General features: G+C 68.2%; 22 protein-coding genes and 1 pseudogene. 9 read left to right on the forward strand and 14 right to left on the reverse strand.

The features are described 5' to 3' along the window. Window positions 1–13: 13 nt before the first annotated feature. Both dnaG and ASD77_RS04890 read left to right on the forward strand, forming a co-directional pair. Window positions 14–1,747: a DNA primase gene (gene dnaG / locus ASD77_RS04885; protein WP_055938130.1), complete on the forward strand. Its 1,734-nt coding sequence runs from the start codon at window positions 14–16 to the stop codon at window positions 1,745–1,747. A 10-nt stretch (window positions 1,748–1,757) separates the two neighbouring features. Next, complete coding sequence (locus ASD77_RS04890) at window positions 1,758–2,267, forward strand: sulfur transferase domain-containing protein (protein WP_156383470.1); 510 nt, start codon at window positions 1,758–1,760, stop codon at window positions 2,265–2,267. 113 nt (window positions 2,268–2,380) lie between these two features. On the opposite strand, the gene cyoE is transcribed toward ASD77_RS04890, so the two are convergent. The 4 genes from cyoE to ASD77_RS04910 all read right to left on the reverse strand — a co-directional run bounded on the left by cyoE (window position 2,381) and on the right by ASD77_RS04910 (window position 6,006). Beyond that, entirely contained in the window at window positions 2,381–3,319 is a 939-nt protein-coding gene (gene cyoE / locus ASD77_RS04895) for a heme o synthase (protein WP_055938136.1), read from the reverse strand. Beyond that, on the reverse strand, window positions 3,319–4,464 hold the full coding sequence (locus ASD77_RS04900) for a COX15/CtaA family protein (RefSeq protein WP_055941063.1): 1,146 nt from the start codon (window positions 4,462–4,464) through the stop codon (window positions 3,319–3,321). The genes cyoE and ASD77_RS04900 overlap by 1 nt, the downstream gene beginning before the upstream one ends. Before the next feature lie 25 nt (window positions 4,465–4,489). Next, on the reverse strand, window positions 4,490–5,062 hold the full coding sequence (locus ASD77_RS04905; RefSeq protein WP_055938139.1) for a hypothetical protein: 573 nt from the start codon (window positions 5,060–5,062) through the stop codon (window positions 4,490–4,492). Window positions 5,063–5,286: 224 nt separating this feature from the next. Continuing rightward, window positions 5,287–6,006: an SURF1 family protein gene (locus ASD77_RS04910; protein WP_055938142.1), complete on the reverse strand. Its 720-nt coding sequence runs from the start codon at window positions 6,004–6,006 to the stop codon at window positions 5,287–5,289. 101 nt (window positions 6,007–6,107) lie between these two features. Between ASD77_RS04910 and ASD77_RS04915 the strand changes: the two genes are divergently transcribed. Further along, complete coding sequence (locus ASD77_RS04915; RefSeq protein WP_055938145.1) at window positions 6,108–6,329, forward strand: twin transmembrane helix small protein; 222 nt, start codon at window positions 6,108–6,110, stop codon at window positions 6,327–6,329. Window positions 6,330–6,454: 125 nt separating this feature from the next. On the opposite strand, the gene ASD77_RS04920 is transcribed toward ASD77_RS04915, so the two are convergent. Genes ASD77_RS04920 through ASD77_RS04940 form a run of 6 tightly spaced genes read right to left on the reverse strand, consistent with a single transcriptional unit; the run spans window position 6,455 to window position 11,197 of the window. Then, window positions 6,455–7,333, reverse strand: a complete 879-nt coding sequence (locus ASD77_RS04920) for a cytochrome c oxidase subunit 3 (protein ID WP_055938148.1) — start codon at window positions 7,331–7,333, stop codon at window positions 6,455–6,457. A gap of 28 nt (window positions 7,334–7,361) precedes the next feature. Beyond that, a complete protein-coding gene (locus ASD77_RS04925) occupies window positions 7,362–7,940 on the reverse strand; it encodes a cytochrome c oxidase assembly protein (protein WP_055938151.1) in 579 nt (192 codons plus the stop codon). Beyond that, window positions 7,937–8,071 (reverse strand): hypothetical protein, encoded by a 135-nt coding sequence (locus ASD77_RS18595; RefSeq protein WP_268793362.1) that lies wholly within the window; start codon window positions 8,069–8,071, stop codon window positions 7,937–7,939. Before ASD77_RS18595 ends, ASD77_RS04925 begins: the two co-directional genes overlap by 4 nt. A gap of 19 nt (window positions 8,072–8,090) precedes the next feature. After that, a complete protein-coding gene (gene ctaD, locus ASD77_RS04930; RefSeq protein ID WP_055938154.1) occupies window positions 8,091–9,722 on the reverse strand; it encodes a cytochrome c oxidase subunit I in 1,632 nt (543 codons plus the stop codon). A 35-nt stretch (window positions 9,723–9,757) separates the two neighbouring features. Further along, window positions 9,758–10,702: a cytochrome c oxidase subunit II gene (gene coxB, locus ASD77_RS04935; protein WP_055938157.1), complete on the reverse strand. Its 945-nt coding sequence runs from the start codon at window positions 10,700–10,702 to the stop codon at window positions 9,758–9,760. A gap of 18 nt (window positions 10,703–10,720) precedes the next feature. Then, on the reverse strand, window positions 10,721–11,197 hold the full coding sequence (locus ASD77_RS04940; RefSeq protein WP_055941066.1) for a DUF2244 domain-containing protein: 477 nt from the start codon (window positions 11,195–11,197) through the stop codon (window positions 10,721–10,723). Window positions 11,198–11,460: 263 nt separating this feature from the next. On the opposite strand from ASD77_RS04940, the gene putA reads away from it, so the two are divergent. The 3 genes from putA to ASD77_RS04955 all read left to right on the forward strand — a co-directional run bounded on the left by putA (window position 11,461) and on the right by ASD77_RS04955 (window position 17,038). Beyond that, window positions 11,461–14,676: a bifunctional proline dehydrogenase/L-glutamate gamma-semialdehyde dehydrogenase PutA gene (putA, locus tag ASD77_RS04945; protein ID WP_055938160.1), complete on the forward strand. Its 3,216-nt coding sequence runs from the start codon at window positions 11,461–11,463 to the stop codon at window positions 14,674–14,676. A gap of 232 nt (window positions 14,677–14,908) precedes the next feature. Continuing rightward, a complete protein-coding gene (locus ASD77_RS04950) occupies window positions 14,909–16,069 on the forward strand; it encodes a GGDEF domain-containing protein (RefSeq protein ID WP_055938164.1) in 1,161 nt (386 codons plus the stop codon). Window positions 16,070–16,084: 15 nt separating this feature from the next. Continuing rightward, window positions 16,085–17,038, forward strand: coding sequence for an SMP-30/gluconolactonase/LRE family protein (locus ASD77_RS04955; RefSeq protein ID WP_055938166.1), 954 nt, complete (start codon window positions 16,085–16,087; stop codon window positions 17,036–17,038). Between the two features lie 372 nt (window positions 17,039–17,410). On the opposite strand, the gene ASD77_RS04960 is transcribed toward ASD77_RS04955, so the two are convergent. Next, window positions 17,411–18,778 carry an outer membrane protein transport protein gene (locus tag ASD77_RS04960; RefSeq protein WP_055938169.1) on the reverse strand — a complete coding sequence of 456 codons (1,368 nt, stop codon included), beginning with the start codon at window positions 18,776–18,778 and terminating at the stop codon, window positions 17,411–17,413. 223 nt (window positions 18,779–19,001) lie between these two features. Here ASD77_RS04960 and ASD77_RS04965 point away from each other — a divergent pair, with 223 nt between their 5' ends. Together ASD77_RS04965 and ASD77_RS04970 are read left to right on the forward strand one after the other, a co-directional pair. Beyond that, complete coding sequence (locus ASD77_RS04965; RefSeq protein WP_055938172.1) at window positions 19,002–19,694, forward strand: rhomboid family intramembrane serine protease; 693 nt, start codon at window positions 19,002–19,004, stop codon at window positions 19,692–19,694. 110 nt (window positions 19,695–19,804) lie between these two features. After that, window positions 19,805–20,125 carry a DUF1820 family protein gene (locus ASD77_RS04970; RefSeq protein WP_055938175.1) on the forward strand — a complete coding sequence of 107 codons (321 nt, stop codon included), beginning with the start codon at window positions 19,805–19,807 and terminating at the stop codon, window positions 20,123–20,125. Window positions 20,126–20,218: 93 nt separating this feature from the next. On the opposite strand, the pseudogene ASD77_RS04975 reads toward ASD77_RS04970, so the two are convergent. The 3 genes and pseudogenes from ASD77_RS04975 to gpmI all read right to left on the reverse strand — a co-directional run. Then, window positions 20,219–21,562 (reverse strand): annotated as a pseudogene (locus tag ASD77_RS04975) (S41 family peptidase); the annotation flags it as partial. Between the two features lie 119 nt (window positions 21,563–21,681). Continuing rightward, on the reverse strand, window positions 21,682–22,881 hold the full coding sequence (locus ASD77_RS04980; RefSeq protein ID WP_235578512.1) for a peptidoglycan DD-metalloendopeptidase family protein: 1,200 nt from the start codon (window positions 22,879–22,881) through the stop codon (window positions 21,682–21,684). Window positions 22,882–22,937: 56 nt separating this feature from the next. Next, on the reverse strand, window positions 22,938–24,473 hold the full coding sequence (gpmI, locus tag ASD77_RS04985) for a 2,3-bisphosphoglycerate-independent phosphoglycerate mutase (RefSeq protein ID WP_156383570.1): 1,536 nt from the start codon (window positions 24,471–24,473) through the stop codon (window positions 22,938–22,940). A gap of 159 nt (window positions 24,474–24,632) precedes the next feature. On the opposite strand from gpmI, the gene ASD77_RS04990 reads away from it, so the two are divergent. Further along, window positions 24,633–25,289: a hypothetical protein gene (locus ASD77_RS04990; RefSeq protein WP_200947386.1), complete on the forward strand. Its 657-nt coding sequence runs from the start codon at window positions 24,633–24,635 to the stop codon at window positions 25,287–25,289. The last annotated feature ends 111 nt before the right edge of the window (window positions 25,290–25,400 follow it).

Consider the following 25,400-nt stretch of genomic DNA (forward strand, 5'->3'; position numbering starts at 1 on the left):
TCCTATGCGTCCCATGGCCCGCATCCCCGACGCCTTCATCGACGAACTGCTCGCCCGGACGGACATCGTCGAGGTGGTGGGCGGGCGCGTGCCGCTGAAGCGGCAGGGCAAGGAGTATTCGGCCTGCTGTCCGTTCCACGACGAGCGCTCGCCGTCGTTCACGGTGTCGCCGACCAAACAGTTCTACCACTGCTTCGGTTGCGGTGCGCACGGCACGGCGCTGTCGTTCCTGATGAACTACGACCGCCTCGAGTTCCTCGATGCGGTGGAAGAGCTGGCGCGGCGCACCGGCATGGAAGTGCCGCGCGAGACGCAGCAGCGCAACGAGAACAACGACACCCGCGACCTGTTCAACGCACTGGAAGCGGCGGCCCGCTTCTTCCAGCGCAACCTGGATGGCAGCGACAAGGCGAAGCTCTATCTCGATGGACGCGGCGTGGACGCAGCGATCCGCACGCAGTTCATGATCGGCTACGCGCCGGATGGCTATTCCGCGCTGAAGGATGCACTGGGCACCGACGAGCGCCGGATGAAGTTGCTCGATCGCGCCGGCCTGTTCTCGAAGAACGATCGCGGCCACGTGTACGACAAGTTCCGCGACCGGGTGATGTTCCCGATCCACGACCGCCGCGGCCGGGTGATCGCCTTCGGCGGCCGTGTGCTGCAGAAGGACGATGGCCCGAAGTACCTCAACTCGCCGGAGACCGCGCTGTTCCACAAGGGCCGCGAGCTGTACGGCCTGTGGCAGGTGAAGCAGGCCAACCAGAAGATCGCGCGGCTGGTGGTGGTGGAGGGCTACATGGACGTGGTGTCGCTGTTCCAGTTCGGCGTGAAGGAGGCGGTCGCCACGCTGGGCACGGCGACCACGCCGGAACACGCCGAACTGCTGTTCCGCAATGCGCCCGATGTGTACTTCTGCTTCGACGGCGATGCCGCGGGCCAGCGCGCGGCGTGGCGGGCGCTGGAGTCGGTGCTGCCGCGCATGAAGGACGGACGCCAGGCGTTCTTCCTGTTCCTCCCGGACGGCGAAGACCCGGACACCATCGTGCGGCAGGAAGGCGCGGAAGGGTTCGACGCGCGCCTGCAGCAGGCGACGCCGCTGTCGCAGTTCTTCTTCGACGAACTGGCCAAGGACATCAAACTGTCCACGCTCGATGGCAAGGCGCGACTGGCCGAGCGCGCGCGGCCGCTGCTCGCTCAGATCCCGGATGGGGCGTTCGGCGACCTGATGCGCCAGCGCCTGACCGAGATCACCGGCGTTGGCGCAAGCAACGCCAACGCACCGTCGGCCGCGCCAACACCGGCGCGGCGTGCGGCGCCGTCGCAGGCAGGGCAGAAGCCCAGCCTCGTCCGCAGCCTCATCGTGCGGCTGCTGCACAAACCGGCATTGGCCTTGTCCATCGAATCCACGCACGGCTTTTCCGCACTGCGATTGGCCGGCATGGACCTGCTGCTGGAACTGATCACGCTGGTGCATGCGCGCCCCGACATCACCACCGGCGTGCTGCTGGAGCACTTCGCCGAGCGCGAGGAAGCCAGCGCGCTGCAGAAGCTGGCGATGCAGGCACTCCCGGGCGATGAGGACAGCTGGCGCATGGAGGTGCTAGACGCCGCCGTGCAGCTGGAGAAACAGATGCTGCAACAACGTCTCGACGAATTGCAGGCCAAGCAGCGCAGCATGGGCCTGGATGAAACAGACAAGTACGAACTGCGCTCCCTGCTGCAGGCCCGCATCGGCCGCCACTGAGGAGTCCGTGATGACACGTTTCGCGCTTCTGCTTTCCACATTGCTGGCCAGCTGCTTCTCGCTCACCGCGCACGCCACCGACTTCACCCAACCCAAGGCCCGCCTGCATACCGGTGGCCAGCCGTCGCAGGAAGACCTCGCGCGACTGGAATCGCAAGGCGTGCGCACCGTGATCGACCTGCGCGGCGCGCAGGAAGACCGGGGCTACGATGCAGCCGCCGAAGCACGCCGTCTCGGCATGGCCTACGTGGCGCTGCCGATCACCGGCAAGGACGACATCACCCCGGCCAACGCCAGGGCGCTGCAGGATCTGCTGAAGGCGCAGGAAGGCGATGTGCTGCTGCATTGCGCTTCGGGCAATCGCGTGGGCGCGCTGCTCGCGTTGGGGGCGGCACTGGACGGCGCGTCCCAGGAAGACGCGCTGACGCTCGGTCGCGCGGCGGGACTGACATCGCTGGAGCCGGTGGTGGTGGAGCGGTTGGCAGCACCGGAACCGACAAAGAGTACGACGGGCGACTGATCTCCCCTGTGGGAGCGACGTGAGTCGCGATCGCTCTTGACCGGATCTCTCTATCGCCGCGGATTATCTGTCTTCGGCATCGCGACTGACGTCGCTCCCACAAAAGCCAACAGTTAACCTGCCGGCACGAACTCGATGCCAGCCACCGAAGCCGCCGGCCGCAGCAGCGGCGTCACCCAGTGGTCCACCAGCAGGAAGGCGAACAGCGCCATCAGGTAGACGATGGAGTAGTTGAACACGCGCATCGGGAAGAACTCGTCCGGCGGATCCAGCAGGCGCCATGCGTACCAGAGGAACACCGCGCCGAGCACCAGCGCGCCGCCCAGATAGAAGAAGCCGCTCATGCCGAACACCACCGGCAACACCGTCACTTCGACCAGCAGCACCGTGTAAAACAGGATCTGCCAGCGCGTGTAGGTCACGCCGTGCGTCACCGGCAGCATCGGCACCAGCGCGCGGGCGTAGTCCTCGCGGCGGAAGATCGCCAGCGCCCAGAAGTGCGGCGGCGTCCAGACGAAGATGATCAGCACCAGCAGCAGCGCATGCGGCCAGTCCCACTCGCCGGTCATGCCTGTCATCGTGGCCCAGCCCAACAGCGGCGGCGCGGCGCCGGCGATGCCGCCGATGACGATGTTCTGCGGCGTGGCGCGCTTGAGGAACACGGTGTAGATCACCGCGTAGCCGATCAGCGAAGCGAAGGTCAGAATCGCGGTGATCGTGTTGACCCACACCACCAGCACCGTCATCGACAGCGCCGCGAGCACCAGCGCGAACGCGAGCGCCTGCCACGGCTTGAGCTGGCCCTGCACCAGCGGGCGCCACGAGGTGCGCGCCATCTTGGCGTCGATGCGCGCGTCGAGCAGCTGGTTGATCGCGGCGGCACTGGACGCGGCCAACCAGATGCCGAGGAAGCCGAGCGCACCGCGCAGCAACTCGGCGCCATCGGGCAGGCCGTCGATGGCGAGGAACATGCCGACGATCGCGGTGAACACGATCAGCGCCACGACCCGCGGCTTGGTCAGGTCCCAGTATTGGCGGAACGTCGAGGCCATCAGTCCGGCCTGCGCAGGCGTGCGGTCAGCGACACCAGGGTGAACAGCAGCAGCACCGCGCCGGCGTTGTGCGCCACGGCCACCGGCAGCGGCAGGTTGAGCTTGACGTTGAGGATGCCCAGCGTGACCTGGGCGACGATCAGCACGACCAGCGTCAGAGACCAGCTGCGCATGCCCGGCGTGCGGAACAGACGAAGCGCCAGCGCCAGCACGTACAGCGCCACCACCACCGCCATGACGCGGTGGGCCAGCTGGATCGCGATGCGCGCCGCGCCATCGAGCACGCCGCCCTCGTAATCCACGCCGATCCCCCGCCACAGCACGAAGCCCTCGCGGAAGTCCGCCGGCGGCGCCCACTGGCCCACGCACTTGGGGAAATCCAGGCCGCACGCCAGCGCCGCGTAGTTCGCACTGACCCAGCCGCCCAGCGCGATCTGGATACCCAGCAATGCCAGGCCACCGATCAGCCAGCGCCGCAGCACGATGGCGTCGGCCAGCCGGATCGGCCGGTCGGTGGCGCGCCACGCCATCCACACCAGCAACGAGAACGTGGTCAGGCCGCCGAGCAGGTGGCCCATCACCACGATCGGTTTCAGCAGCCACGTCACCGTCCACATGCCCAGCAGCGCCTGGAAGATGATCACCGCCAGCGTCAGCGCGCCCGCGCGCGCCAGGTCGATGTTCGTCCAGCGCAATGCGGCGAACAGCAGGATCGCTTCGCCGATGATCGCCAGCACCGACGCCTGCACGTGTTCGCCATGCATGTACAGCGGAATCGCCGCACCGACCAGACCGGCGGCGACGAGGATCTGCGCGATGCCCCAGCGGCGGCGGCGCGCCGCCAGCAACGCCAGTACCAGCACCAGCACGCCCAACACGGCGGCGATGTGGCGGTGGACCTGTTCGCGCCACGCCTTGTGCGTCTCGAACGGACGGATCTCACTGGCGACGTGGGACGCGGCCTCATCCATCGCCTTCGGCCACGCGGCGCGACCGTAGCAGGTCGGCCAGTCGGGGCAGCTCAGGCCGGCGTCGGACAGGCGCACGAAGGCGCCGAACACCACCACGCACAGCGTCAGTGCGACCGCCAGCCAGGCGATGCGGTGGAAATGCCGGTAAATGACAGGACGCGCTACGGAGTTCATCATCGTCTGCAGGTCGGGCGAGGGCTCAGATGAGCTTGATCAGCTTGGACACATCCGTGCGCAGGCCACCGGGATCGAAGCCCGGGGCATAGCGCAGGATGATGAAGCCGTGGGGGTCGATCACGTAGACCGGCGTGCCCGCCGCGTCGTCCACCTGCGGCAGGCGCGCGCGCAGCGGATCGTCGGCACGCACCTGGCGCAATGCCGCGTGGCGGGGCGCGTCGGCCGGGTAGTCGCCGATCCAGAGGATGTCGACTTCGTCGGCGTTGTGGCCGAACAGCTGCCAGACCTTGTCCAGGTCCTGCGCGAGCGCTGTGCAGGCCTGCGCGCAGCCCGGCGACGGCGCGGCGACGATGCGCCAGCGGCGCTCGGCGGGCGTCCAGTCGTAGCGGCCGCCCTCGGCGAGCGACAGCGAGAGGTCGCGTGCGTCCACCGGCGGTTGCAGCATGACGCCATGGTTCTTGTGCGTGGCCGGCTGCCAGCCCGAGAAACGCAGGATGCCAGCGCCGAACACGGTGCCGAAGAACAGGGCGAACAGGCCGACGAGCATCCACCGCCCGCGACGCCGCTGGGCGGGATCGAATGGTTTGGGGTCCATGCGTGCATTTTCTCACGCCCGGACGATCATTGCCGCTATGGCGACCCGACCGGACTCCCATCGGGAGGCATGACGGCGGGGTTTCGTTCGTGGTGTGCCTGTCGAACCACGCCTTTCGAGGGCAAGGCAAGGGAATCGTGACATGCCGATCCAGCGCAGAGCGCGTGGTTCGACAGGCTCACCACGAACGGGGTTACGGGACTTAGTGCCTGACCCGTGGCCGCTCAGCGACCGTTCCGCGCACCTCGCCGGCTGCGCCAGGTCAGCAGCAGCGCGGTGACCAGCACCGCACCGGCCAGTCCGAACCACTGCACCGCGTAGCCGATATGGCGCTCCGGCGGCAGCGTGTTGGGCAGGACATCGAGGTCGCGGGCATAGCCCAGCGGCTGGTCCGGATCCAGCTTCAGCAGGCGGGGCGCCAACGTCGGCAGTTCCAGTGCCTGCGCCAGTTCATCCGGCTGCAGCGCGATCACCAGCAGACTGCCATCGGCCTGCTCCGCGGGCGCTGCCTGCGCGATGCCTTCCGACGGCGGCGGCACCAGCAGTCCCGACAGGTGCTGGCGGCCCGTCACCGGCGCCACGGTCGGCATCGCGCGGTTGCCCGGGACCGGCAGCCAGCCCAGCTCCACCAGCAGGGGGGCGCCGTCGACGGGCTGGAAGACGCGAAAGACGCGCACGCCGGGCTGGCGGTCGCGCGTCTGGTTGTCGAGCAGGATGGCCGGGGCCGGCAGGAATTCGCCGTCGCCGGCGGCCCAGTCGTAGGTCTGCGCGCGCGCGGCGTCGCCGGCCGAGGCCAGCGGCTGCGCCCGGCGTTCGGCCAGTACGCGCGCGGTCTCAGCCAGCATCGCTTCCTTCTGTTCCGCCCGACCCCACTGCCACGCCGCCAGGCTGCCGAACAGCGACATCGCCAGCACGGCCAGGGTCCAGCCGATCGGCAGCGGCATGCGCCGGCTCACGGACTGCGTCCGAATGTCGCACCCACCATCGGCTCACGCCGCTGGGGCGATAATGCGCCCCTCACCGCCCCGGTCCCCTCGAGGACACCATGAACGATTCGCTGAAAACCCTGCTGATCATCGCCTTCCTCATCCTCATCGTCTGGAACCTGGGCGCGGGCCTGTACTACATGCTGGTGGACAAGGGCGAGAGCAAGCGTACGGTCAATGCCCTGACCCGCCGCATCGCGCTGTCGGTGGGCCTGATCCTGCTGGTGGTACTGGCCATCAAGATGGGCTGGATCCAGCCGCATGGGGTCAATCCCGGCTGACGCCGGGCGGGATCGGGAATTCGGGATTCGTAAAAAAGCAAAGAGCGACGGGCGACCGTCGCTCTTTCTTTCTGTACCCGGGATTCGCACTTGCGAATCACCAATCCCGAATCCCAATCCCGGCCTTACACCACGTAGACGAACAGGAACAGGCCCAGCCACACCACGTCGACGAAGTGCCAGTACCACGCCACGGCCTCGAAGCCGAAGTGGTCGTTCTTGGTGAAGTGGCCCTTGGCGCAGCGGAACCAGATGATCGCCAGCATGATCGTACCCAGCGTCACGTGCAGGCCGTGGAAGCCGGTCAGCATGAAGAACGTGGAGCCGTAGATGCCGGAGCCGAGGGTCAGGTTCAGTTCCTTGTAGGCGTGGATGTATTCCTCGACCTGGAAGAACAGGAACACGCAACCCAGCAGCACGGTGGCGCCCAGCCAGATCAGCAGCTGGCTGCGGTTGCCGGCCTTCAGCGCATGGTGCGCGATGGTGATGGTCACGCCCGAGGTGAGCAGGATCAGCGTGTTGAGCAGCGGCAGGCCCCAGGCGGGGATGGTCTGGAACTGACCGCCCACCTGGCCCGGACCGGCGCTCGGCCATGCCGCCGAGAAGCCTTCCCACAGCAGGCTGTTGGTCATCACGCCATCGCCCTCGCCACCCAGCCACGGCAGCGCCAGCGTGCGGGCGTAGAACAGCGCGCCGAAGAAGGCGGCGAAGAACATCACTTCCGAGAAGATGAACCACACCATGCCCATGCGGAACGACACGTCCACCTGGCGGTTGTACTGGCCGCTCACCGATTCGCGGATCACGTCGCCGAACCACATGAACAGCGTGGCGCACAGGGCGGCGACGCCGGCGTAGAACGTCCACATGCCGAACGACAGATCGTTGAGCCAGCTGGCCACGCCGATCATGGTGATGAACATGGCGATGGAGCCCACGAACGGCCACTTGGAACTGTGCGGCACGAAGTAGACGTTGGCGTCTGGCGATGGGGCGTTTGCCATGGCGATGCTTCCGGTTGCTAAGGCGAAGTCAGGGTGCCGCGAGCGGCGAAGGCGACGCCGTGCCCGTGCCGATCTGCGCGGTCAGGGCGTCGTTCTTGAAGAAGGTATACGACAGGGTGATGGTCTTCACTTCCGCCGGCAGGTCCTGGTCCACGATGAAGCGGACCGGCATGTCGCGGCTCTCGCCGGCCTGCAGGGTCTGGGCGGTGAAGCAGAAACACTCGGTCTTGGTGAAGTAGCCCGACGCGCGCGCCGGCGCGACCGACGGCACCGCGCTGCCGACCACGGCCTTGTCGCTGTCGTTGCGGGCGAAATACTTGGCCTCGTACAGCTCGCCGGGCACCACCTGCATGGTCAGCTGTTCCGGCTTGAACGCCCACGGCAGCTTGGAGTTCACGCCGCCGTCGAACTGCACGGTGACGGTGCGCACGGCCTTGGCGGCCGCGACGGCTGCCGCCTGCCCGGGACCCTGCTCCAGGCGGATGCCGAACACCTTCTCGCAGGCGATGCGGTACAGCGGCACCAGCGAGAACGTCAGCACGAACACCGCCATCGCCACGCCGACCAGCTTGAACAGGCCCGCCGAGTTGGACTTGGCGGCCGTCATGCGCTCAGCACCGCGCGGCCGATGAAGGCCGCGAAGATCGCGAAGGCGATGCCGCCGATCACCCACGCCGTCCGCAGCACCGCCCTGCGGCGGCGCGCGAGTTCTTCGGGGGTGAAGGCGGGCACGTTCATGCGAAGGCGCTCAGGCGTCTCAGTGCGTCACGTCGCCGTGCGCCAGGTCGCCGTCCTTGATGACCGGCGGCGTGGTGAAGGTGTGGTGCGGCGCCGGCGACGGCACGGTCCACTCCAGGCCGCGGGCGTTTTCCCAGGCGCGCGCTTCGGCCTTCTTGCCGTTGCGCAGCGAGGCCCACAGGATCGCCGCCATCATGAAGGGCGTGACGAACATGCCGAACGCGCCGATCGAGCTGATCAGGTTCCAGTCCGCGAACACCGGGTTGTAGTCCGGGATGCGGCGCGGCATGCCGGCCAGGCCCAGGAAGTGCTGCGGGAAGAACAGCAGGTTGACGAACACGATGGTCCACCAGAAGTGGAACTTGCCCCAGAACTCGTTGTACATGCGGCCGGTCCACTTCGGCCACCAGTAGTAGGTGGCGGCGATGATGGAGAACAGCGCGCCGGTCACCAGCACGTAGTGGAAGTGCGCCACCACGAAGTAGGTGTCGTGGTACTGGAAGTCCGCCGGCACGATCGCCAGCATCAGGCCGGAGAAACCGCCGATGGTGAACAGGATGACGAAGCCCACGGCCCACAGCATCGGCGTCTCGAAGGACAGCGAGCCCTTCCACATCGTGCTGACCCAGTTGAACACCTTCACGCCGGTCGGGATCGCGATCAGCATGGTGGCGAACATGAAGTAGATCTCGCCGCCCAGCGGCATGCCCACCGTGAACATGTGGTGCGCCCACACAATGAACGACAGGAAGGCGATCGAGGCGGTCGCGTACACCATGGCCTGGTAGCCGAACAGCGGCTTGCGGCTGAAGGTCGGGATGATTTCCGACACCACGCCGAACGCCGGCAGGATCATGATGTAGACCTCGGGGTGACCGAAGAACCAGAAGATGTGCTGGTACATCACCGGGTCGCCGCCGCCGGCCGCGTTGAAGAAGCTGGTACCGAAGAACTTGTCGGTCAGCAGCATGGTCACCGCGCCCGCCAGCACCGGCATCACCGCGATCAGCAGGAACGCGGTGATCAGCCAGGTCCAGCAGAAGATCGGCATCTTCAGGAGGTCGATGCCCGGCGCGCGCATGTTCAGCACGGTGGCGATGATGTTGATGGCGCCCATGATCGAGCTGATGCCCATCATGTGGATCGCGAAGATGGTGAACGCGACGTTGTAGCCGCCCTGCAGCGACAGCGGCGGATACAGCGTCCAGCCACCGGCGGGCGCGCCGCCCGGCAGGAACAGCGACATCAGCAGCAGGGTGAACGCGAACGGCATGATCCAGAAGGACCAGTTGTTCATGCGCGGCAGCGCCATGTCCGGCGCGCCGACCTGCAGCGGGATCATCCAGTTGGCCAGGCCGACGAACGCCGGCATCACGCCGCCGAAGATCATGACCAGCGCATGCACCGTGGTCATCTGGTTGAAGAACTCGGGGCTGACCAGCTGCAGGCCCGGCACCATCAGCTCGGCACGGATGATCACCGACATGCCCGCGCCGATGATGAACATGATGAAGCTGAAGATCAGGTAGAGGGTACCGATGTCCTTGTGGTTCGTGGAGAAGAACCACCGGTCGATGAAGCCCTGCTGGTGACCGTGATGATCGTCGTGCCCGTCATGATGGGAGTCGTGGGCGACGGTGGAGTTGGCCATGTGCTTGCTCTCTTGCAGCTAAAGCGGACGATCGATCAGCCCTGCGCCGACGGCGCGGGGGTCTCGGCGGTGGGGGCGGCGTCGACCGCCGGCGTCGCGGCCGCGTCGGCCGGAGCGGCCTCCGCAGCGGGCGCGGTCGGCGCGGGTTCGGCGACCGGGGCCGGCTTCTTCGAGGCCAGCCACTGCGCGAACTCGGCCTTCGGCACCGCCTTCACCACGATCGGCATGAAGCCGTGGTCCTTGCCGCACAGCTCGGCGCACTGGCCGCGGTAGATGCCCGGTTCCTTGATGTCGGTCCAGGCCTCGTTGACGATGCCCGGGATGGCGTCCTGCTTCCAGCCCAGCGCCGGCACCCACCACGCGTGGATGACGTCGTCGGCGGTGATCACGAAGCGGATCTTGGTGTCGGTCGGCAGCACCAGCTGGTTGTCGACGTCGAGCAGGTAGTGCGGGTGCGCCTTGATCTCTTCCTGCGTGGCCTTCTTGTTCTGGCGCAGGCGGTCGGACTCGCGGTCCAGGCGGCTGGTGAAGGACACGTCCTCACCCAGGTATTCGTACTTCCACATCCACTGGTAGCCGGTGACCTTGACGGTCATCTCGGCATCGCGGGTGTCGTACATGGCGATCAGCTTGGCGGTCGCCGGCCAGGCCATGACCACCAGGATCAGCACCGGGATGACGGTCCAGATGATCTCGGCGGTGGTGTTGTGGCTGAACTGCGCGGCCACCGCACCCTTGGAGTGGCGGAACTTGAACATCGCGTAGCCCATCGCGCCGAACACGATCAGGCCGATCACGATGCAGACCCACAGCGCGATCATGTGCGCGTCGTAGGCATGCTGCGAGGACGCGGTGACGCCCTTGCCCATGTTCAGCTGCCACGGCTTCGGATCCGCCGACTGCGCCCAGGCCAGCGCCGGCATCGCCAGCAGCGTGCACGCCGTCACCAACCGCTTCCACATCCCATTCACTTGCGTCATTGCCTAGACCCCAATGCGTCATCGGTTGCGGCCACTCGCGGCCGCCAGTAAATCCTGCAACGTGTCCGCCAGCTCCCGGCGCTCGGCCGGTCCAAGGAAGTCGCCCACCCGGACCTGCCTGCCGCTGGATGCCAGCGAAATCCTTTCGCCTCCCCGCTCGATGCCCAGGCGGACCCAGTACGGGTGCGCCCGGAACACGACCCCGGCGCCGGAGGTGGTCACCTCCACCGCGTCGGGACCGATGCGGATCTCCTCGCCCCGCTCGCCGCTGCGCCACAGCACGCGCAGCGCCGTGGCCACGATGGCCGAATGGAGCAATGCAAAAGCCGGCGCGAAGGCATTGCCTCCCCACCAGCCCAGCATGGCGACGATCCACATCGCACCCGAAAGCGCCCCGAACAACATCACGAACTGGCGGCGCGTCAGCGCCCGCGGCGGCCGCAGCCTGAGCTGCGCGCCGTGCCCGTCCCACGATGACGGCACCACTTCGATCATGTCGCCCGCCACGCGCTCCGGGCTGCGGAAAACCGTTAAATGGTAGCCCCCGGGCACATGGCGCGGCAAGTTGCATTGATCCGGCACAACGCGCGCATGCCGCAGACGCGGGCCGGAGATCGTCTTCACGCGGGGATTCCGCGACTGCCGTCACCGCCCGGTGGATGCGGGCTCCGCAGGCCCGTCGAGACGGCACGGCGGGCATATCCGGGCTGGCCGCGCGGCCCTAAACTAATGGACTGCCTTTGGACTGCCCCGCCGTCATGTCGACCCCTTCGCCCGTCCCGTCGCCCGCCGCACCCGTGGCCGGCGCCATCGTCTCCCCCGAGCTTCCCGCGCCGCCGTCCGCCCTGCGGGCCGCCATCACGGCCGCCTGGCTGCGCGACGAGACCGAGCACGTCCGCGAACTGCTGGAACAGGCCCGCCTGCCCGCCGAGGAGCAGATCCAGGCCCAGCGGCTGGCCGTGGATCTGGTCAAGCGCGTGCGCGCCCGCGCCCAGGACCAGGGCGCCATCGAGGCCTTCATGCGCCAATACGACCTGGGCAGCGAGGAAGGCGTGCTGCTGATGTGCGTGGCCGAAGCGCTGCTGCGCATCCCGGACCAGGAGACCGCCGACAAGCTGATCCGCGACAAGCTGGGCGAGGCGGACTGGCAGAAGCATCTGGGCCAGAGCGACTCGGTACTCGTCAACGCCTCCACCTGGGGGCTGATGCTGACCGGCAAGCTGGTCAACCTGAATGACCTGACCCGCGCCGACGTCCCCGGCGCCTTCAAGCGCCTGGTCGGCCGGGTGGGCGAACCCGTCATCCGCCTGGCCGTGCGCCAGGCCATGCGCATCATGGGCCACCAGTTCGTCATGGGCCGCACCATCGACGAGGCGCTGGCGCGCAGCCGCAAGGGCGAGAACGCCGACTACCGCTACTCCTTCGACATGCTGGGCGAGGGCGCGCTGACCACCAAGGACGCGGCCCGCTACCTGGAGGCCTACCGGCAGGCGATCCACGCGATCGGCCGCACCGGCCCGTTCGCGGACGTGTTCGCCGCGCCGAGCATCTCGATCAAGCTGTCGGCGCTGCACCCGCGCTACGAGCACGCCAAGCGCGCCCGCGTGATGAAGGACCTGGCCCCGGCCATCCTGGAACTGGCGCAGTTGGCCAAGTCCTACGGCATCGGCTTCACCATCGACGCCGAAGAGGCCGACCGTCTTGAACTGTCGCTGGACCTGATCGAGGCGACCTTCGCCGACGCCTCGCTCGACGGCTGGGAAGGCTACGGCCTGGCCGTGCAGGCCTACCAGAAGCGTACGCCGTACGTGATCGACTTCCTTGCCGACCTGGCCCGCCGCGTCGGCCGGCGCATGCCGGTGCGCCTGGTGAAGGGCGCCTATTGGGACGCCGAGATCAAGCGCGCGCAGATCGATGGCCACCCGGGCTACCCGGTGTTCACCCGCAAGCCGAACACTGACGTTTCGTACCTGGCGAATGCGCGCCGCATGTTCGACCACGGCGACGCGCTGTATCCGATGTTCGCCACCCACAACGCGCAGACCATCGCCGCGATCCGCTTCATCGCCGACGGCCGCGCGTACGAGCACCAGAAACTGCACGGCATGGGCGACGACCTGTACGCCGAAGTCGTGCCCAAGCACCGTCTCGACACGCCATGCCGCGTGTACGCGCCGGTCGGCTCGCACGAGGACCTGCTGCCGTACCTGGTGCGCCGCCTCCTCGAGAACGGCGCCAACAGCAGCTTCGTCAACCGCATCACCGACGAGAACGTGGCCATCGAGGACCTGGTGCGCGACCCGGTGCAGACGGTCTCGGAATTCGACAGCATCCCGCACCCGCGGATTCCGCTGCCGGTCGACCTTTTCCGGAGCCAGCCGGCTCCCATCCAGAATTCAGACAGGGACAACTCCATGGGCGCCAACCTCGCCAACGACAACGACCTGCGCGCGCTGGCCGAGCGCATCAACACCTCCGTCAAACCGTGGCGCGCCGCGCCGCTGGTGCCGGGCGCCGTCGTGTCCAGCGCGGCGTTGCCGGTGACCAACCCGGCCGACCGCCGCCAGACCGTGGGCGAATGGCAGCCGGCCGACAGCGGTACCGTGGAGAAGGCGCTGGCGAACGCCCTGGCCGCGCAACCGGCCTGGGACCGCACGCCGGCCGCCAGCCGCGCCGCGATCCTCGAACACGCCGCGAACCTGCTGGAGCAGCGTCTGCCGGACTACATCGCGCTGTGCGTGAAGGAAGCCGGCAAGACCATTCCGGACAGCGTCGCGGAAGTGCGCGAGGCGGTCGACTTCCTGCGCTACTACGCGGCGCAGGCGCGCGCCCAGTTCGGCGCGCCGGAACAGCTGCCCGGCCCGACCGGCGAATCCAACCAGCTGCAGCTGCAGGGCCGCGGCGTGTTCGTCTGCATCAGCCCGTGGAACTTCCCGCTGGCGATCTTCCTGGGCCAGGTGAGCGCCGCGCTTGCCGCCGGCAACAGCGTGATCGCCAAGCCGGCCGAGCAGACCAACCTGATCGGCCACGCCGCGGTGAAGCTGCTGCACGAAGCCGGCATTCCCGATGCCGTGCTGCAGTTCCTGCCCGGCGACGGCGCCACCGTCGGTGCCGCGCTGACGAAGGATCCGCGCGTGGCCGGCGTGGCGTTCACCGGCTCCACCGAGACCGCGCGTGCGATCAACCGCGCGCTCGCCGGCCGCGACGCCGGCCCGATCGCCACGCTGATCGCCGAAACGGGTGGCCAGAACGCCTTCATCGCTGACTCCTCGGCGCTGCCCGAGCAGCTGGTGAAGGATGCGATGGGTTCCGCGTTCACCTCCGCCGGCCAGCGCTGCTCGGCCGCGCGCGTCCTGTTCGTGCAGGACGACATCGCCGACAAGGTGATGACGATGCTCGCCGGCGCGATGGACGAACTGAAGATCGGCGATCCCGGCCTGCTGTCGACCGATGTCGGCCCGGTGATCGACGCCGATGCGCTGAAGATCCTCGACGACCACGCCGCACGCATGGCCAAGGAAGCACGCCTGATCAAGCAGGCCAACGCCGGCGAGGACACCGCGCACGGCACGTTCTTCGCGCCGCGCGCGTGGGAACTGACGTCGCTGGACCAGTTGCACAAGGAAATCTTCGGACCGGCGCTGCATGTGGTGCGCTGGAAGGCCGACGATCTGGACAAGGTGATCGATGCGATCAACGCCACCGGCTACGGCCTGACGCTCGGCGTGCATTCGCGCATCGACGAGACCATCGACCGCATCGCTGCCCGCGTGAAGGTCGGCAACGTCTACGTCAACCGCAACCAGATCGGCGCCGTGGTCGGCGTGCAGCCGTTCGGTGGCCAGGGCCTGTCCGGCACCGGCCCCAAGGCCGGCGGTCCCCACTACCTGCCGCGCTTCGCCACCGAGAAGACCGTCACCGTCAACACCACGGCGGCCGGCGGCAACGCCTCGCTGCTGACGCTGGGCGAGTAACGCGCCCGACGGCGCTCGCAGGACGCTGCCTCACCACGCCCCGCTCCGGCGGGGCTTTTTTTGTCCGTGACCCACGGCACTGACACGGGTGGCGACACGCGGCGATCCTGCGGACAGCGCGGCCACCGTCGCTGGCGTTCGGACGCGCGCGCGCACGTCACTGCCGGATTGCACCGTATCCTGCGTTCTGGCATCGACTGGCCGTTCCACGTCCAGCAGGGCTCCATCACGCATGACGACCGATTTCTACAACCTGCTGCTCAGCGATTGCGCCCTTGCGGCCGTATTGCTGGCGCTGTTCTTCTACGTGGGCAGGATCTCGCGCGGCGTGCGCGGCATTGCGACCTGGGGCGTGGCGCATTTCCTGTACTCGCTGGGTGCGGCGATGCTGGACGGCACCGCGCAGACCCTCGTGCGTGCGGGCGATCCGTCGCTTGCCAATGGCATCGCCGGCGTGGGCGGCGTGCTGGCGTGCGCGGGCCTGGTGGGACTGGCGTGGTCGATCATCCAGTTCGTGCAGCAGCGCGCGCTGCTGCGGTGGGAACGCGCACTGCTGCCGCTGTGCCTGGGCTTTTCGCTGATAGGCATGCTCATGGGCGGCGGCGTGGATGCGCAGGGCGCCGCGATGAGCGCCACCGAAGTGATCGTGCTGCTGGTGATGCTGCGGCACCTGTTCGCGCTGCGCAGCGCGCCGGACCACGTGCCGGCGCGGTTGATGATGGTCGGCTGCCTGGTGCTGCTGTGGCTGTACGGCGGCGACCTGCTGGCCGCGCTGACAGGGCGCTACGGCCCCAACCCCATGTGGGTGAACCTGGACCTGTCGATCTGGTTCATGCTCAATTTCTGCATGCTGATGCTGGCCAGCTTCCGTGCGGCGGAGCCGTTGCGGCGCAGCGCACTGTTCGATCCGCTGACCGGCGCGTTGAACCGGCGCGGCCTGGACAACGAACTGGAATCGCATGGCGCGCGGTCTGCGACAGAGCACGGGCTGGCCGTGATCGTGCTGGACCTGGACCACTTCAAGGCCGTCAACGACGACCATGGCCACGAGACCGGCGACCGCGTGCTGCAGCGGTTCTCCGACGTGGTGCGCAGCTGCATCCGCAGCGAGGACGTGTTCGCCCGCCTGGGCGGCGAGGAGTTCATGCTGGTGCTGCGCGACACCCAGGCCGATACCGCGCAGGCGCTGGCCGAGCGCATCCGCCAGCAGGTGATGGCGCTGGAATTCGCACCCGCCGGCCGCACCATCCGCGTCACCGTCAGTCTGGGCATTTCCTTCACCGCCGACCGCCACGCGCCCTACGACGTCCTGATCCGGCTGGCCGACGAGGCGCTGTACGCAGCCAAGCACAAGGGTCGCAACCGGATCGAGGTACGCTGGCACCCCGCCTGATCCCGAGACCCCCGCATGCCACGCCGCCATCGCCTCGCCCTCGCCCTGTTCCTGTGTGGTGCTGCACCGCTCGCGCACGCCTCGGCCTATCGCTCGGTCTGCCCTGCCGATCCGGGACAGGCGCCCACCGGGGAACTGACCGCCACCCGCGTCGCCGCGGCCAAGGTCGACGACGACCAGGACCGGCTGTACGAGGGTGCGGTGTGGAAGGATGGCGCGCTGTACCTGTCGGACTTCGTGCACAGCGGACGCTTTCCGTCGCGCATCCGCCGCTTCACGCCACCCGACCGCTGGGAAACCGTGGTCGGGGACAGCGGCAGCAACGGACTGGCGCTGGATACCGAGGGCCACCTCATCGCCGCCACGCACGACCGCAAGCAGGTGGCGCGCGTGGACCTGGAGGACGGTTCGCGCACGGCGCTGGTGTCGAGCTTCGATGGCGCGCCGTTCAATTCGCCCAACGACCTGGTGATGGCGGCCGACGGCACGCTCTACTTCACCGACCCGGATTACCAGCGCAAGGCCGCGCCCGGCGGACAACCGCTCACGCGCGTGTACCGTCATCACGAAGGGAAGACGACCGTGGTGGACGATACGCTGCGTAATCCCAACGGCATCGCGCTGTCGCCGGATGGCGACACGCTGTACGTCGCGGGCGGCACCGACGAGGGCGACGTGCTGCGCGCGTACGCACTGCGCGACGGTGTACCGGGACCCGGCCGCGACCTCGCCCGCATCAACGGCGGCGACGGCTTGGCCGTGGATTGCCTGGGCAACGTATACGTCACCGAACACGGCGAACGGCGCGTGCGCGTGTTCTCGCCCGCCGGCGAGGTGCTGGCGACCATCCGCGTGGACGCCAACATCACCAACGCCGCGTTCGGTGGCCAGGACCGTCGCACGCTGTTCCTCACCGGCGCGGCCAGCCTGTGGTCGATCGACCTGGACGTGGCGGGCTTGCCGTACTGACGGCGTAGCGTGCGCTGCGCGCACGACGCATGGATGTGCCGCCACCGCGCGTGTGCTGAATCCTTCTCCCTTCGGGAGAAGAGCCTGCCCCGTACGCGATACGGGGTGGCGCGCAGTGCCGGATGAGGGTGTGCGCGCCGCCGAACCCTCGCCACTTCGCCGACCCTCACCCCAACCCCTCTCCCCGTGGGAGAGGGGCTTGAAGATCGCCATTGCGTAGCGTGCGCCATGCGCACGACACATGAACCCGTCATCGGGCGTCGTGCGCGCGTCGTGCGCGCGGCGCACGCTACGTGGGTCGCGCCCACGCTTGCGCAGCAAAGAAAAACCCCGCCGAAGCGGGGTTTTTCGTGGTCCGGATCCGTGCCGCGATCAGAACTTGTACTGCATCGACACGCCGAACAGGTCGGCGCCGCCTTCGAAGTCGCCGACCAGGCGCGCGCGCGTGCTGGTGGTCAGGTCCACTTCGGGGGTGTCGACGATGTCGATCTTCACGTAGCTGGCGCTCAGCTCGAAGTGCTCGGACACGTTCCAGGTCATGCCCAGCGAGTACCACATGCGATCCTGGTCGGGCAGGCGCGGGGTGCGGTACGGACGGCTGACCGGGGAGTCGTCGCGCGCCACGCCGGCGCGGAAGGTGAACTTGTCGCTGAACTTGTACTCGCCGCCGATCGAATAGAACCAGTTCTCGTCCCAGTTGTAGTCCTCGACCGAGTCGGGCTGCGCGGGGTTGTCGAACTCGATGCGGATTTCCTGCAGCGACGACCATTCGGTGCGGGTGGCTTCGGCCATCACGGTGAAGCGGTCGGTGGCGTAGTAGGTGGCGCTGAATGCATCGACGGCCGGCGTGGTCAGGTCGGCACCACCGCCGCCATTGATGAAGACGCTGTTGCCCAGCGCGGCGCGCACGTTGGCCGGCACTTCGAACACCGAGTCGCCATCCAGTTCATGGTCGACCTCGGAACGGTGCGAGTAGCCCAGCGACAGCTTGTCGGTCGGACGCCAGTTGACGCCGACGATCCAGCCCAGGCCATTGTGGGTGCCGTTGATGCTGGCGAAGCCGTCGTTGCGCTGCGGACCGAACTGCGCGGTCGGGCCCACGCACGCGGCCGGGCTGCGGCCACAGATGATGGTGCCGAAGTCGACGGCGTTGGACAGGGTCACGTCGGCGTGTTCGTAGATCAGGCCGGCGCCGACCGAGAAGCTGTCGCTCAGCTCGAGCGAGGCGGCAAGGGTCAGGTCGACGATCTTCACGTCCGATTCCAGCGCGTGGTAACGGCCCTTCCAGCCGGCGTCGTATTCGGTCTTCAGGCCGAACGGCGCGCTGATCATCATGCCCAGCGTCAGGTATTCGAAATCGCCGCTCAGCGGCAGGATGAAGGACGCGGCCGGCACGGCGGCCACGTCACCGGCGTCGCCGCCGTTGCCGCCGGTCAGCGGCTGCTGGAACGGGGTGCCGGTGGCGGCGGTGCCGTTGCCGGTGAATTCGTAGGACAGGTCGATCGCGGTGACGTCGGCCTGCAGGGTGCGCTCGGTGAAGGTGGACATGACGGCGGGGTTGTTGACCACCACCGAGGCGTCGCCCTTGGCGGAGGCCGAACCGGCCATCGCGCGGCCCTGGGCCTTGACGCTGTTTTCCTTCAGCTGGAAGGCGGCGGCGTGGACGTCGCCATAGGCGAGGACGCCGGCGATGCCGAGGGCCAGCGCCGAGACGCGGGTGAGGTGCTTAGCAAATTCCATGGAGTGTCTCCGGAGACGTGGGTAATGAGTACCTGCGCCGATCCGGTCGCGGGTGTTGTATTCCACCCGTTCGACCTGCCGGAAGCCCCTCCCGACATACGACGCCGTATGCAGTATACCCGCTAACTAAACTCTAACAATCCGCTGTAAGTCATTGCCCCTATTCAGTTTCGTTGCGCTGCACCATGGGCAGTGCGGCAGGGACCGGCTACAGTGCGCGCGCATGTTCGTCTCACTGCCTTCCCGCCGGAAACCCCCCGTCCGCTGGGCCACGCCCGCCCTGCTGGTCCTGTTGTCCGCCACCTTCTGTTGGGCGCTCACGCTCGGGGACGCCGCGCAGGGCCACCTGCTGACCCGGTGGGGTGCGTTGACCGGGGGCATGGTGGCGCCGGAGGTGTGGCTGGCCTCGCTGCAGAGCGGCACGGTGCTGCGGCTGTTCACGGCGCTGTTCCTGCACGCGGACTGGGCGCACCTGCTGGGCAACCTGGTGTTCCTGCTGATCTTCGGCCTGCCGTCGGAGCGCGCGATGGGACCGTGGCGGTTCCTGCTGCTGTTCCTGGTGGGCGGTGCCGTGGCCAACGTGGCCGCCGTGCTGAGCATCGGCACACCGGACCGCGTCATCATCGGCGCCAGCGGCGCGATCTCGGCGGTCATCGGCGCCTATCTGGCGCTGTTCCCCACCGCCAAGCTCGGCGTGGTGCTGCCGCTGGGCCTGTTCCTAGAATTCGTCAAGGCGCCCGCCTCGCTGCTGATCGGCATCTGGGCGCTGCTGCAGGTCGTGTTCGCCTACACCGGCCCGGCCTTCGGTGCGGTGGCGTGGTGGGCGCACATCGCCGGTTTCCTGTTCGGCGTAGTGTTCGCCCTGTTCGTGCGCGCCGCCATCGCGCGGCGGATGCGCCAGCGGCAAGGGTATTGAAGGCAGGAGTGAGGAGAGAGAAGTAGAGAAGTGAGGAGTGAGAAAAGGCGGCCGTGCTTTCGCTCACTCCTCACTCCTCACTCCTCTCCCCTCACTCCTATAATCCCCGTATGAAGAAGACGCTCTACAAGATCACCTTCCACAACCACACCAAGGTCTACGAGCTGTACGCACACAAGGTGGCCGCCAGTGGACTGTGGGGCTTCACCGAAGTCGCCGACCTGGTCTTCGATGTGCACGAGGGACTGGTGGTGGATCCCACCGAAGAGCGGCTGCGCGACGAGTTCGGCAACACCCGGGTGCTGCACCTGCCGATGCAGAGCATCATCCGGGTCGAGGAAGTCGAGCGGAAAGGCCAGTCGGCGATCCGCGATGCGGCCACCGGCGAGAAAGTGGTCACGCCGTTCCCGATGCCGGCCAAGCCGCGCTAAACGGGAAAGTCGATCATCCTGTGGGAGCGACGTCAGTCGCGAATTGCCGAAGCCGGTATCGCGACTGACGTCGCTCCCACACCGTCGTGCTCAGCGCCGCTGCCGATCCGACGTTGTCCGCGCCGTTGCCGCGACCTTCTTCAGTTCCGCCAATGCGGCGGTGATCGGCGCCTCGCCATCCAGCACGTCGCCGGGCACGTAGCCGGCGGCGCCTTCTTCGTCGCCGCGCAGATGGCCGGGCAGCGTGGCCTCGGTGATGAAGAGCTGGCCGTCCTGTTCCACTACGGAACCCGGCTTGCCGCCCGTCTCCGGCTTCACCACCACGTCCGGCACGATGCCGCTGGCCTGGATCGACTTGCCGCTGGGCGTGTAATAACGCGCGGTGGTCAGCTTGACCGAGTCGCCGTTGTCCAGCGGCAGCACGGTCTGCACCGAGCCCTTGCCGAAGGTGCGGCTGCCGACCACGCGCGCGCGCTGGTTGTCGCGCAGCGCACCGGCCAGCACTTCCGATGCGCTGGCCGAACCGGCATCGACCAGCACCACCACGGGCGCGCCGTCCAGGCGGTCGCCGGGCGTGGCGTCGAACTTGGAATCGCTGATCGACAGGCGTCCGCGCGTGCTGACGATGTTGCCCGTGTCCAGCAGGTCGTCGGCGATCTGCACGGCCGCCAGCAGCAGGCCACCCGGATTGCTGCGCAGGTCCAGCACCAGGCCGCGCAGCGTGCCGGTCTCCTGCAGTTTGTCGACCTGCTTCTGGAAGTCGGCGGCGGTGTCGGTCTGGAAGGCGCTGATGCGCACGTAGCCGTAGCCCGGTTCGAGCACGCGGCTGCGCACGCTGGCCACGCGGATGGTGTCGCGCACCAGGCTGACGTCGAACGGCTTGGGCGTGCCCTCGCGCACGATGGTCAGCACGATCCTGCTGCCGGGCGCGCCGCGCAGCGGTTCCATGCCGTCCTCGGCACTGATCGGCTTGCCGTCGATCGCGGTGATCAGGTCGCCGGACTTGATGCCGGCCTTGGCGGCGGGCGTGTCGTCGATGGGTGAGACCACCAGCAATGTGCGGTCGGGTTGCTGCATCAGTTCCACGCCGATGCCTTCGTAGGCGCCGTTGGCCTGCTCGTCGAAGGCTTCGGAATCGGCCTTGTCGAAATAGGTGCTGTGCGGATCCAGGTCGAGCAGCAGGCCGCGGATCGCGGACTGCATCAGCTTCTTGTCCTCGACCGGTTCGACGTAGGCCTCCTTGACCGCGTTGAACACCGCCACGTAGCGGCGGATTTCCTCCAGCGGCACCTTCGGCGCGTTCTCCGCGGCGTCGGGATCGTCGCTGGGCGCGACCACCGGGGGCGTCTCCGGCAGCGGGGCCTGCTGCTGCGCCCAGGCCGGCAGCGCGGCGAGCAGGGCGACGGTCAGGAGAGCCAGGGGAAGACGCTGCAGCATGCGCGGAGCTCCGGATAGGGCGGACGATGGACACCGCGAACGCCCGCGGAGTTCATCCGGATTATGCGTGAAGCCGTGCGGACCGGATGTTCAAGCCGGGTTATGGCCGGCGGCGCCGTTCATCGCCGCTGCAGCCACGAGGACGGATCGACCGGCTGGCCGTTGCGGCGCAGTTCGAAGTACAGCGCGGCCTGGCCCTGCCCGCCCGAGGTGCCGACGCGGGCGACCGCATCGCCGCGCTTCACCCGCTCGCCACTGTCCTTCAGCAGACTGTCGTTGTGCGCATACAGGCTCATGTAGCCGTTGCCGTGGTCGAGGATCAGGATCAGGCCGTAGCCGGTCATCCATTCCGAGAACACCACGGTGCCGTCGGCCACCGCCGTGACCGGGGTGCCGGACGGCGCACCGATCAGCACGCCGGTGCTGGCGCGGCCATCCGGCAGGCGGCCACCGTAGCGCGCCAGCAGGTTGCCCGAGACCGGCCAGCCCAAGCCACCCACTTTCAACGGCGGTGCGGATGCCACGGACGGACGCGGCGGCGGGGCGCGCGGCGTACGCGCGGTCGCGCCGCCGCCCTCGCGCTTCTGTGCCGCCGCGGCGGCAGCGGCTTCGCGGCGCGCAGCGGCGCGACGTTCGGCCTCGGCCCGGGCGGCGGCGGCACGCAGGTTCGCGAGCAGGCGTTCCAGCGAACGCGCATCCTGTCCCAACGCCTTTTCCTTGCTCGCACGATCCTGGTAACGCTGGTCCAGATCGGCCACCAGGCTGGCGCGCGCCTTGCGGTCCTTCTCGAGTTGCGACACCTGCTCGCGCTGCTTCGCGCGCGCCGCATCCAGTTCGGCGCGGCGGGCGGCGATGTCCTGCTCCACCTGGTCCAGCGCCGCCAGTTCGGTGTTGAGGGATTCGATGCGGCGTGCCTGGTCGCGCTGCACGTAGCGGTGGTAGGCGAGCAGGCGGTTGGCGTCGGCCACACGCTCCTGCGACAGCAGCACCTTCAGCGGCGCATCGTCGCCGCGTTGGTACGCCGCGCGCACCAGTCCCGCCAGTTGCGCGCGCTGGGCCGCCTGCTGTGCGCGCATCGCATCGCGCTGGCGCTGCAGGTCTTCCAGTGCGGCGGCTTCGCGGCGCAGCGCCGCTTCGGTCTCGGCCAGCGAGCGCGTGGTCCGCCCGACCTGTTCGTCCGCGTCACGCAGCTGGCGCGAGGCGGCGCCGCGCTCGCCTTCCAGTTTGCGGCGCTCCTGCGCGATCGACTTCAGCTCGCTGCGCACGCGCTGCAGCTTCTGCTCGGCCTCGCGCGAGGACTGCGCCGGCGCAGGCGCCATCAGCGACAACCCTGCGAGCAGGAGCACGCCGCATGCGAGCCGGACGCGATGCGGCATCAGGCGTCGATCAGGCTGCGGCCGCTCATGTCGGCCGGTTGCGGCAGGCCCAGCAGCTGCAGCAGCGTCGGCGCGACATCGCGCAACGCGCCGCCGCTGCGCAGCGTGACGACCGGCGCGCCTGCCGGCTGCACCAGCACCAGCGGCACCGGGCCGACCGTGTGCGCGGTATGGGGCTGACCGGTGGCCGGATCGCGCATCATCTCCAGATTGCCGTGGTCGGCGGTGATGATCATCGCGCCGTCCGCCTGGCGCACGGCGGCATCGATCGCGCCCACGGCCTTGTCCACCGCCTGCGCGGCCAGGATCGCGGCCTGCAGGTCGCCGCTGTGGCCGACCATGTCGGGATTGGCGATGTTGCAGACGATGGCATCGAAGCGGCCCGAGCCGATCGCGTCGACCAGCTTCTCGGTCAGCTCCGGGCAGCTCATCTCCGGCTGCAGGTCGTAGGTGGCGACCTTGGGGCTGGGGATCAGGATGCGCTCCTCGCCGGCGAACACGTCCTCGCGGCCGCCGCTGAAGAAGAACGTCACGTGCGCGTACTTCTCCGTCTCGGCAATGCGCAGCTGGGTCAGGCCGTGCTCGGTCAGCAGCTCGCCGAAGGTTTCGCGCAGGTCATCCGGCGCGAACGCCACCGGCGCCGGCAGCTTCGCGTCGTATTCGGTCAGGCAGACGTAGCGGGCGAGCGTGGGCACGCGCGCGTCGAATCCGTCGAACGCCGGCGACACGAACGCCGCGCTCAACTGGCGCGCGCGGTCGGCGCGGAAATTCATGAACACCACCGCATCGCCATCGGCCATCGGCCGCGCGCCGTCGATGACGGTGGGCAGCACGAATTCGTCGTTCTCGCCGCGCGCATACGCGGCCTCGAGCGCGGCGATGCCACTGGCGGCATGGTGGTCGCTGCTGGCTTCGACCATCGCGTCCCACGCCAGCCGCACGCGGTCCCAGCGCTTGTCGCGGTCCATCGCGTAGTAGCGGCCGCTGACCGAGGCGATGTGCGCATTACCGAGTTTCGCGCACAGGTCCTGCAGCGCACGCAGACTGGGTTCGGCCGACTTCGGCGGCGTGTCGCGGCCATCGAGGAAGGCATGCACCGCCACCCGCGGCACGCCCTGGCGCCTGGCCAGCTCCAGCATCGCGAAGATGTGCAGCTCATGACTGTGCACGCCGCCCGGCGACAGCAGGCCGAACACGTGCAGCGTCTTGCCGTCGGCCTTGGCTGCGTCGCAGGCGGCGACGAGCTCGGCATTGGTGTAGAAGCTGCCGTCTTCGATGGCGGCGTCGATGCGGGTCAGGTCCTGGTAGACGATGCGGCCCGCGCCCAGGTTCATGTGGCCGACTTCGGAGTTGCCCATCTGCCCGTCGGGCAGGCCCACGTGGCGTCCCTCGGTGTGGATCAGCGTGTGCGGCGCGGTGGCCAGCAGGCGGCGCCAGTTCGGCAACTCGGCCTGCGCCAGCGCGTTGTCGGTGGGGTCTTCGCGATGGCCCCAGCCATCCAGGATCAGCAGCACGACGGGCTTGGGACGCTTCACGGACGCAGGGGATGCGGACACGGCAGGATTCCAGTGACTTCAGGCAGGTGACGATTGTAGCCAAGCATGGTGCCATCCTTGTCCGCACGCCAGCGTTTAAACCCTCGTCCACACTGGCGCATCAGACCGATACGAGACCACCCGAGAGGCAACCCCATGATCCGTCCCCGTACCGCGCTGCTGCTGACCCTGGCCCTGGCCACCACGCCTGCCCTGGCCCAGCAGGAAATCTCCAAGGTCAACGGCAGCATCACCGCCGACGCCGGCCAGGCCTATGGCGACCTGGACACCGTCAACGGCAGCATCCGCATCGCCGAAGGCGCCACCGCCGAGGACGCCAGCACCGTCAACGGCAGCATCAACGTCGGCGACAAGGCACGCGTCGATTCGCTGGAAACCGTCAACGGCTCCATCCGTGTCGGCAAGGACGTGCAGGTCCGCAAGGACGTGGAGACCGTCAACGGCAGCATCTTCACCGACCGCGGCACCACCGTCGGCGGCGGCATCGAGACCGTCAACGGCGCCATCGGCCTGGTCGCCACCCAACTGGCCGGCGGCATCGAAACGGTCAACGGCGACATCACGGTCGGTATCGGCTCGCAGGTGAAGGGCGGCATCAAGGTCGAGAAGCCGCAGGGCTGGAGCATCAAGCCCAAGCGCGACCCGCGCATCATCATCGGACCGAATGCCGTGGTCGAAGGCCCGCTGGTGTTCGAGCGCCCCGTCACCCTGTACGTGCACACCAGCGCCAAGGTCGGCACGATCACCGGTGCCACCGCCAAGCCGTTCAGCACCGACACCGCACCGGCCGAGTAAGTCTTTCTGCCCCCTCCCCCGCGCGCGGGGGAGGGTTGGGGTGGGGGCGCTGTTCGCGCAAAGCCGGACCCACCCATTGCCGCTAGAATCGGGGTTCCGTCCGTTGAGGAA

The organism is Pseudoxanthomonas sp. Root65, from assembly GCF_001427635.1.
In the GTDB taxonomy this organism is placed as follows: Bacteria; Pseudomonadota; Gammaproteobacteria; order Xanthomonadales; family Xanthomonadaceae; genus Pseudoxanthomonas_A.